Origin of the sequence: Shewanella sp. 11B5, assembly GCF_002836795.1 — a bacterium.
Classification (GTDB): Bacteria; Pseudomonadota; Gammaproteobacteria; order Enterobacterales; family Shewanellaceae; genus Shewanella; species Shewanella frigidimarina.
On sequence record NZ_PJAP01000371.1, the window covers coordinates 1 to 8,106 of the forward strand.

Below are 8,106 nucleotides of genomic sequence, written 5' to 3' on the forward strand. Positions count from 1 at the left end.
TAGCGAGTCGGTTTAGCTTTCTAAAGGATTATATGATTGCAGCAATAATAGGTGCGACGGGTTTAGTGGGGAATACCTTACTTACTCGCATCATTGAAAGTGAACATTATAGTAAAGTATTGGTTATTGGCCGTTCAGCACCTAATTTGGTCGAACATCAATTTGGTGCTGAAAAAGTGCAGTTCATTTGCTGTCAACTTGACGAAATACATGAGCTGACATTAGCAGAAAAAGTGGATCATGCGTTTGGCTGTTTAGGCACCACAATCAAACAGGCGGGCAGTGAAGAAGCTTTTATTCAAGTCGATAAATTAGCCGTATTGGCTTTTGCTAAACTGATCCAAGCTCAAACAAATCCTTCTCTTAAATTTATGGTGGTGACTGCATTAGGTGCGGATGCTAAATCAACGGTGTTTTATAACCGGATCAAAGGCGAAGTAGAGCTATCACTTAAGGCGCTATCGTTACCGGTACTTAATATTTTCCAACCGAGTTTATTATTAGGACCACGAGATAATGGCCGTTTTATGGAAGATATTGGTCAAACCCTTTTTGGTGGTTTATCGTTTCTATTTATCGGTCCGCTACGAAAATATCAGCCCATTAACGCACAAACGGTAGCGGAGTCGATGTACCAAGTGGCTTTGAAGCCTCAGGTTGCTCCCACGCATCAAATTATCACTAATGCCATGATGCATCGCTGTCATTATTAATAATACTACTCTCGACAACTATGCTGCTTTATGACAAGTTAATACACCTCTAATGTTCAATGCTAACGACATAAGACGAGTCAAAGTAACCATAACGTAAGGAGAATAGGAATGAGTGATGATAATGATTTAACCTTAAATGAAGTCTGTGAAATACTCGACAAAAGCCCTACTACGATTAAGCGTTATGCTCGCGAAAACTTACTGTTTACTGAACAAAACGGTAATGTGCTTAGTTTTAACAAAGCTGAAGTAATGCGTTATCGAGCGTGTTCTGAACATTAATATAGACTTAGGCTTATTTGCTAAAAAATCCCCAACCGTCAATGACAGTATGGGGATTTTTTATTGATACGCCCAGTTCATATTCTTATTTACAGGTGCTAAGCAGCACTTTGATGAGTAAATATGAATGACCAAGCATGGGCTAGCAAACCTAAATTAGCCAATGATCAGCAGCTTTAGTCACCAAAATCATCTAGCAAGATGTTTTCAGACTCGACACCCAAACTTTCTAGCATGGCTATCACTGACGCATTCATGATCGGAGGACCACACATATAAAACTCACAGTCTTCCGGCGCTTTATGTTGTTTCAAGTAATTCTCATACAGCACGGTATGAATAAAGCCGGTATAACCCGTCCAATTATCTTCAGGTAGTGGATCAGACAAAGCAACATGCCAAACAAAGTTGTCGTTTTCAGCGGCTAGTTGATCAAAATCTTGCTGATAGAACACTTCACGAGTTGAGCGAGCACCATACCAAAAACTCATTTTACGTTTGGTTTTAACACTTTTTAATTGGTTAAATATGTGCGATCGCATCGGTGCCATACCCGCACCACCACCAACAAACACCATTTCAGCATCGGTTTCTTTGACAAAAAACTCACCAAATGGTCCTGAAATAGTTACCTTATCACCGGCTTTTAAATTAAAAATATACGACGACATTTTTCCTGGCGGTAAACCAGCTTTAGGCGGCGTTGCAATACGCACGTTTAGCATAATCGTACCCTTTTCATCAGGGTAGTTTGCCATTGAATAAGCACGTAATACGTCTTCATCAACGGTAGACACTAAATCGAATAAACCGTATTTAACCCAATCGCCACGATACTCTTCAGGAATATCAAAATCGGCATAACGCACTTTATGCGCAGGCGCTTCAATTTGAATGTAACCACCGGCTTTAAACAACACATCTTCACCGTCGGGAATTTTTAATAACAGCTCTTTAATAAATGTCGCTTGGTTATTATTTGAAATAACCTCACATTGCCATTTTTTAACCCCAAAAATTTCTTCATCAATCTCAAGTTCCATGTCGGTTCGCACGGTAACTTGGCATGCCAAACGGCAACCTTCTTTGGCTTCTTTTTTTGAAATATGATCAAGTTCGGTCGCTAAAATATCACCGCCACCGGCTTTCACTTTTACGCGACATTGGCCACATGTACCACCACCGCCACACGCCGATGGTATAAAAATATGTTGCCCAGACAAGGCGCCCAATAACTTATCACCAGCAGGAGTTTGCACGCTTTTACTAGCGTCATCATTAATGCTAATAGTGACATCATTGGTGTTCACTAACTTACGTTTGGCAGCTAAAATCACCACCACTAGCAAACTTACCACTATGGTAAACATGCCAATACCTATTGCCATTTCCATTAAATAACCCTTCTCTTCAATGCGTTATAACGTAATGCCCGCAAATGACATAAAGCCCAGAGCCATTAAGCCGGTGGTGATAAAGGTAATCCCAATGCCTTGCAACCCATCAGGAATAGCATGAAACTTCATTCGTTCACGAAGTCCCGCTAATAACACAATAGCCATCGCCCAACCCACGGCAGAACCTGACGCAAACACCACAGACTCAGTAAAGTTATAGTCACGGTTGGCCATAAAAATGACCCCAGCAAAAATGGCACAGTTCACCGTTAATAACGGTAAAAAGATCCCTAATGACTGATATAAAGTTGGAATATAACGGTCTAAAAACATTTCTAAGATTTGCACCAACGCAGCAATGACCCCAATAAAGGTAATCAGCTGTAAATAGCTTAAATTCAGCTCAGGAAACCCAGCCCAAGCTAATGCGCCTGGCGCTAAGATATTGACGTAGATAATTTGGTTTAATGGCACAGCCAGCACCATGACCACAATCACCGCAATGCCTAAGCCAAATGCAGTAGAGACCTTTTTCGACACAGCTAAAAAGGTGCACATACCCAAGAAAAATGACAGCGCCATGTTGTCGATAAACGCCGCTTGGATAAATAAATTAATATAGTGTTCCATGCTGTTTCCTTATCCGCGCTTACGCTGAATGATTTTAATGACCCAAATCATCACGCCAATTAAAAAGAACGCGCTGGGTGGTAAAGTGAACATTTCATTAGCAAGATACCAACCGCCATTTTCAATAGTGGTAAATATGTTGTGACCAAACAAAGTACCACGCCCCAGTAGCTCACGAATAAACGCCACGCCCATTAAAATTAAGCCATAACCTAAAGCATTGCCCAAGGCATCAAATACGGCTAAATGAGGCGGATGTTTCATCGCAAAGGCTTCAGCTCGACCCATAATGATACAGTTAGTGATGATCAAACTGACAAACACAGATAACTGTTTTGACAATTCATACGCCACGTCTTGTAACACCATGTCGACAATAATCACCAACGAGGCAATCACCGTCATTTGCGCAATAATCCGCACACTATTAGGAATAAAATTGCGAATACTTGAAATAATCAAGTTAGAAAAGACCAACACAAAGGTCACAGCAAGTGTCATGACGAATGCAGTTTGCATCGAATTACTGACCGCTAATGCCGAACACACACCTAATACCTGTATTGCTACAGGGTTATTAGCCATAATTGGCGATGTTAGGATCTCACGAGTTGAAATAGCACGACTCATTTACTTACCCTCCGCAGCTAACGTGTGTAGATAGGTTTGATACCCTTCAACGCCAAACCAAAACTCGACTAAGCGTTGAATACCTACGCCCGTGCGCGTCGCACCACTAACACCATCGATGCCGTGAATGTCGCCGTCTTTAGCGCCGCCTTTAATAACCTTAATGGCAATTTTGCCTTTTTCATTAAACAGCTTTTTGCCTTTCCATAGTGCTAACCATTGTGGGTCGGTAACAAAGTCAGCAATACCAGGGGTTTCGCCATGCTCATAAAACACGATGTTTTCAATGGTGTTTAAGTCTGGTTTTATCGCCATGTAACCGTAAATAATCGACCACAAACCTTTGCCATAAATCGGCATCACAATGCTGGCAAGTTGGCCATTGGTGTCATACACCTCAAAAATACGAATGTCGTTCGCCATGGTTTTAATTTTGGCGGTGTCTTTTTTCGGTTTAGAAGAGGTTTCTGGGTTAATCGATGCCATGCGCTCATCAAAATCAAGTAAATTGGCTTTTTCAGTTACCTTGCCTGTCGCTAAGTTAACCATCTTAGGCTTTACTCGTTGGGCAAATAACTCGCTAAAGTCACCTTGACTGATGTCGATGTCCGCAGCTTTTAACACAAACTGCTGCACTTCTTCGCGCTTTTTAGCCAGCTTACGTTCTTTTAAAATCTCCACGGTACCGGTGATCATAAATGAGCAAACTAGACTTAAAATGATGATAAAAACCATTGTTCCAGCGACTGAATCTTTCTTAAAGGCCATGACGTTTTAGTCTCCGTTTGATATTAGCTTGAGCGACTAGGTAGTCGAACAACGGTGCCCATAAATTAGTAAACAAAATGGCTAGCATAATGCCCTCTGGCATTTTGGCATTCAGTAAACGAATAATAATGGTCATAAAACCAATCATAAAACCGAACGCAAATTTAGCCTTGCGGGTATATGACGCCGTTACCGGATCGGTGGCCATAAACATCATCCCCAGTGCAAAACCACCAGTGACTAAATGCCATGTCCACGGCATTGCCGACATAGGATTTCTGCTAGAACCGAAATAGTTAAACAACAAAACGGTAATGATCATACCTAGCATCACACCGGCTACCACACGCCAATCAGCTACGCGGGTAAGCAGTAAAATACCACCACCAATAAGAATGGCTAAGGTACTGGTTTCACCAACGGCACCAGGGGTAAAGCCTAAAAAGGCATCCCACCAAGTACTGTCGCTTAATACGCTAAACCAACTCACATCGATAAAGCTTAATTTTTTAGCCACGGTAAGGGTTAACGTCGTTGCACCAGAAAAGCCATCAACCGCTACAAACTGGCTTAATGACACCACCTCTGTTGGGTATGCAAAATAAATAAATGCATATCCCGCCAGTGCAGGGTTTAAAAAGTTGTAACCCATACCACCAAACATCTCTTTTGCCACGACCACACCAAAACTAAGGCCCAAGGCCACAATCCATAACGGCGTAGAGATAGGTAAAATGAGTGAGAACAATAACGCGGTGATAAAGAAGCCTTCGTGCAGTTCTTGGTGACGCACTTTGGCAAACACCACTTCCCACACCAAACTGACCACCAACGCAGTTAAGTAAAATGGCACATAAAAACTGGCACCATAGGCAAACAAACTGATTAAACCAGCGCTTTGTGTAAGTGGGCCAAACAGTAAGTTATAAAAGGCAAGTTGCCATACATCCGGCTGTGTTGCCCCTGCTATAATGGCTATTTGAGCCTGCAGGCCAATGTTGTACATGCCCAATAACATTGCTGGAAATAAGCACATGCCCACAATGTGCATGGTGCGCTTAACATCAATCGCATCACGAATATGCACATCACCTTTGGTGCTACGACCATTGGCTATCCACAACGAACGTAAATAGCTGCGCATCGAGTCGCCATGAGCGTAATAGCTGTCTTGTTTGCTGGGCTTTTTCTGTTGCTGACTCATTAACCTTCCCTCTCGATAATATCTAGGCAAGCACGAAGTTCTTTACCAAAGTCATACTTTCCTGGGCACACAAAAGTGCACAACGCTAAATCTTCTTCATCTAGCTCTAATGCACCAAGTAGTTGTGCCTCATCGGTATCACGCACCACTAAATCACGTACTAACAAGATGGGTAAAATATCAAGCGGCATAACGCGGGCCAGTTGACCAAACGCCATCATGGCGCGCGGAGAACCACCAGCATTAGTGGTGAAATCAAACAGCTTTTTGGTGCGACTAAAACCTGACATCATGATGCCGGTAAGTGAGAATTTGTTGCTGTCATGACGCACCCAAGGCAACAACTCTTGACGTTCATTTTCAGTCAATACACTTATTTGATTATGGAATCGACCTAGGAAGTCATACACATCTGCAGCGGTATGACCTGACAATAATGACCCAGACACAATGCGCGACTGTCGCTGGTCAATTTCACCATTTACCCATTCGCTTAACTTTGCACCTAACTGGGTACGCACTAAACGAGGCTTTAATACATTAGGCCCGCCTAGCGCAACGATACGGTCGGTATACAATTCACCGGTTAAAAACAGTTTGCCGAAGGCAATCACGTCTTGATAACCCACATGCCACACCTGGCGTTCAATACTGGCTGGTAATAGGAAATGAATGTGAGTACCGACTAATCCAGCTGGGTGCACGCCGTTAAAGCGCTGCACACTGACTTTCGATAAGTCGTACTCACTGCTGGCATCTACCAATAACGAAGCGCCATCATCTTGGCATAAATACACTTTTTCGGTGGTCAAAAACGTAAGGGCAAATAATCCGGCTTGGAAAGCCTGTGGTTGAGTGGCAATAATGACACGCGGATCGGGCGCAAGAGGATTAGTGTCAATAGCAGTAACAAATATCCCTGCAGGCGCTACATCTAATTGGGGTACGCGAGAAAAAGGACGCGTACGCAGCGCAGTCCATAAACCACTGCGGACTAAACCATCTTTAACAGCTTGATGTGATAGCGCATGAATATCCACTGATTCGAGAATAATGGCAGGTTCTTGCGTGGCATCACAATCAATCACTACCGATTGCAGTACACGACGCTCTCCGCGATTAATCGCGCAAACAACTCCGCTTGCTGGTGCAGTAAACAACACGCCAGGGGTTTTCTTGTCTTCAAACAGCACTTGGCCTTTGACGACATGATCACCTACTTCAACCGACATTGTTGGCTTTAAGCCGACATATTCTTCACCAATTAACGCCACTTGGGTCGTTTTAGGTGCGTCATCTATTTGCTGCAGTGGTTCTCCAGCAATCGGGATATCAAGTCCGCGCTTAATAGTTATTACTGGATTGTTAGCACCAGCCATCACATTCACCATCTAAAAAAATTCGATAGCTAATGTTATATGTTTGCAACTACTAATATAGTAACTAAGATCACACTCCGAGTGAGGACTGTAATTTTGGAACACAACCGAATGCCAGATTTGTGAAGCAGGTCAATATATTGTCTCGAGATAAAACTATTTATGTAATTTACGTGTCAAAAGGGTTGTTACATTCCGGCAGTATTAGCGGTACATGTTATAACCAATAATCGATAAAAAAAGCCACGACTAGATTGATTAACACCTACCGATTAAGCTTGATTACACCGCACCAAAAACAGCCATAACTTATGTTTTATCGCGCTAGGCTAAGAGTTTAATCCGTTAATGGCTTATTTTAATCCGCTAACTGTTGAATTAGTCGACCTTGCTGAAAAAGGTACACGCAATCCATTTGCTCTAACGCGGTCAAACGATGACTTATCATTAACAGGGTTTTATGCTCAGCAAAATCGAGCAACACGTTAAGGATTTCACGCTCGGTACGTTTATCTAATCCTTCAGTCGGTTCATCGAGCAATAACAAAGGAGCGTCACGCAATAATGCCCTTGCGACCCCAATTCTGCGCTGCTCACCACCCGATAATTGTCGGCCGCCCTCACCTATCCAGCAATCTAATGGTTTATCGCCCTGCAACAAGGTTTGTAAGCCAACACGCTGTAATACTTCTATTAAACGGTGATCATGAGCTTTTTTGGCTTCATCTGGCAAATAGGCCAGCGCCAAGGCTAAATTGTCACGCAAGGTGCCAGAAAACAGATAAACTCGCTGGCTCACCACTGTCATCGACGCACGAAGATTGGCATCGCTGTAGGCATTTATTGGTTCGCCATCAAGCGTAATAGACCCTTGTTGCGGCGCCCAATCACGAGTAATGAGCCCCAACAAGCTTGATTTCCCACAACCTGTGGGGCCTAAAATAGCCACTTTGTCACCAGCTTTAAGAGTCAAATCTACACCTTGTAACACTGGTGAATGGCTATGATAACCAAAGTGAACACCACTGAGCAGCAAGGCGCCGTGGTTTGCTTGCAAGTGACTGTTAGCATTAAATTTAACACTCGGTGTTTGTTCAGTT

General features: G+C 42.9%; 9 protein-coding genes. 2 read left to right on the forward strand and 7 right to left on the reverse strand.

Annotated features, from left to right (window positions below):
* Both CXF78_RS08335 and CXF78_RS08340 read left to right on the forward strand, forming a co-directional pair.
* The coding region (locus tag CXF78_RS08335; protein ID WP_219622060.1) for a Rossmann-fold NAD(P)-binding domain-containing protein at positions 1-713 on the forward strand (713 nt) is incomplete at its 5' end.
* Between the two features lie 111 nt (positions 714-824).
* The gene (locus tag CXF78_RS08340; RefSeq protein ID WP_011638644.1) at positions 825-998 is read left to right on the forward strand and encodes a helix-turn-helix domain-containing protein; all 174 of its coding nucleotides are present in this window, start codon (positions 825-827) and stop codon (positions 996-998) included.
* 176 nt (positions 999-1,174) lie between these two features.
* On the opposite strand, the gene nqrF is transcribed toward CXF78_RS08340, so the two are convergent.
* The 7 genes from nqrF to CXF78_RS08375 form a co-directional block, all read right to left on the reverse strand.
* Complete coding sequence (nqrF, locus tag CXF78_RS08345; protein WP_011638645.1) at positions 1,175-2,392, reverse strand: NADH:ubiquinone reductase (Na(+)-transporting) subunit F; 1,218 nt, start codon at positions 2,390-2,392, stop codon at positions 1,175-1,177.
* 24 nt (positions 2,393-2,416) lie between these two features.
* Positions 2,417-3,025, reverse strand: coding sequence for an NADH:ubiquinone reductase (Na(+)-transporting) subunit E (nqrE, locus tag CXF78_RS08350; protein ID WP_011638646.1), 609 nt, complete (start codon positions 3,023-3,025; stop codon positions 2,417-2,419).
* 9 nt (positions 3,026-3,034) lie between these two features.
* Entirely contained in the window at positions 3,035-3,655 is a 621-nt protein-coding gene (locus tag CXF78_RS08355; RefSeq protein WP_011638647.1) for an NADH:ubiquinone reductase (Na(+)-transporting) subunit D, read from the reverse strand.
* Positions 3,656-4,423 (reverse strand): Na(+)-translocating NADH-quinone reductase subunit C, encoded by a 768-nt coding sequence (locus tag CXF78_RS08360; RefSeq protein WP_011638648.1) that lies wholly within the window; start codon positions 4,421-4,423, stop codon positions 3,656-3,658.
* Positions 4,413-5,627, reverse strand: a complete 1,215-nt coding sequence (locus CXF78_RS08365) for an NADH:ubiquinone reductase (Na(+)-transporting) subunit B (protein WP_011638649.1) — start codon at positions 5,625-5,627, stop codon at positions 4,413-4,415. The genes CXF78_RS08360 and CXF78_RS08365 overlap by 11 nt, the downstream gene beginning before the upstream one ends.
* Positions 5,627-7,006, reverse strand: a complete 1,380-nt coding sequence (locus tag CXF78_RS08370) for a Na(+)-translocating NADH-quinone reductase subunit A (protein ID WP_102036503.1) — start codon at positions 7,004-7,006, stop codon at positions 5,627-5,629. Before CXF78_RS08370 ends, CXF78_RS08365 begins: the two co-directional genes overlap by 1 nt.
* A gap of 358 nt (positions 7,007-7,364) precedes the next feature.
* The coding region (locus CXF78_RS08375) for an ATP-binding cassette domain-containing protein (RefSeq protein ID WP_145991397.1) at positions 7,365-8,106 on the reverse strand (742 nt) is incomplete at its 5' end.

Bases quoted from the DNA above. Each gene is read 5' to 3' on its own strand.
- CXF78_RS08340 (WP_011638644.1), top strand. From the start codon at position 825: ATGAGTGATGATAATGATTTAACCTTAAATGAAGTCTGTGAAATACTC.
- nqrF (WP_011638645.1), bottom strand. From the start codon at position 2,392: ATGGAAATGGCAATAGGTATTGGCATGTTTACCATAGTGGTAAGTTTG.
- nqrE (WP_011638646.1), bottom strand. From the start codon at position 3,025: ATGGAACACTATATTAATTTATTTATCCAAGCGGCGTTTATCGACAAC.
- CXF78_RS08355 (WP_011638647.1), bottom strand. From the start codon at position 3,655: ATGAGTCGTGCTATTTCAACTCGTGAGATCCTAACATCGCCAATTATG.
- CXF78_RS08360 (WP_011638648.1), bottom strand. From the start codon at position 4,423: ATGGCCTTTAAGAAAGATTCAGTCGCTGGAACAATGGTTTTTATCATC.
- CXF78_RS08365 (WP_011638649.1), bottom strand. From the start codon at position 5,627: ATGAGTCAGCAACAGAAAAAGCCCAGCAAACAAGACAGCTATTACGCT.
- CXF78_RS08370 (WP_102036503.1), bottom strand. From the start codon at position 7,006: ATGGCTGGTGCTAACAATCCAGTAATAACTATTAAGCGCGGACTTGAT.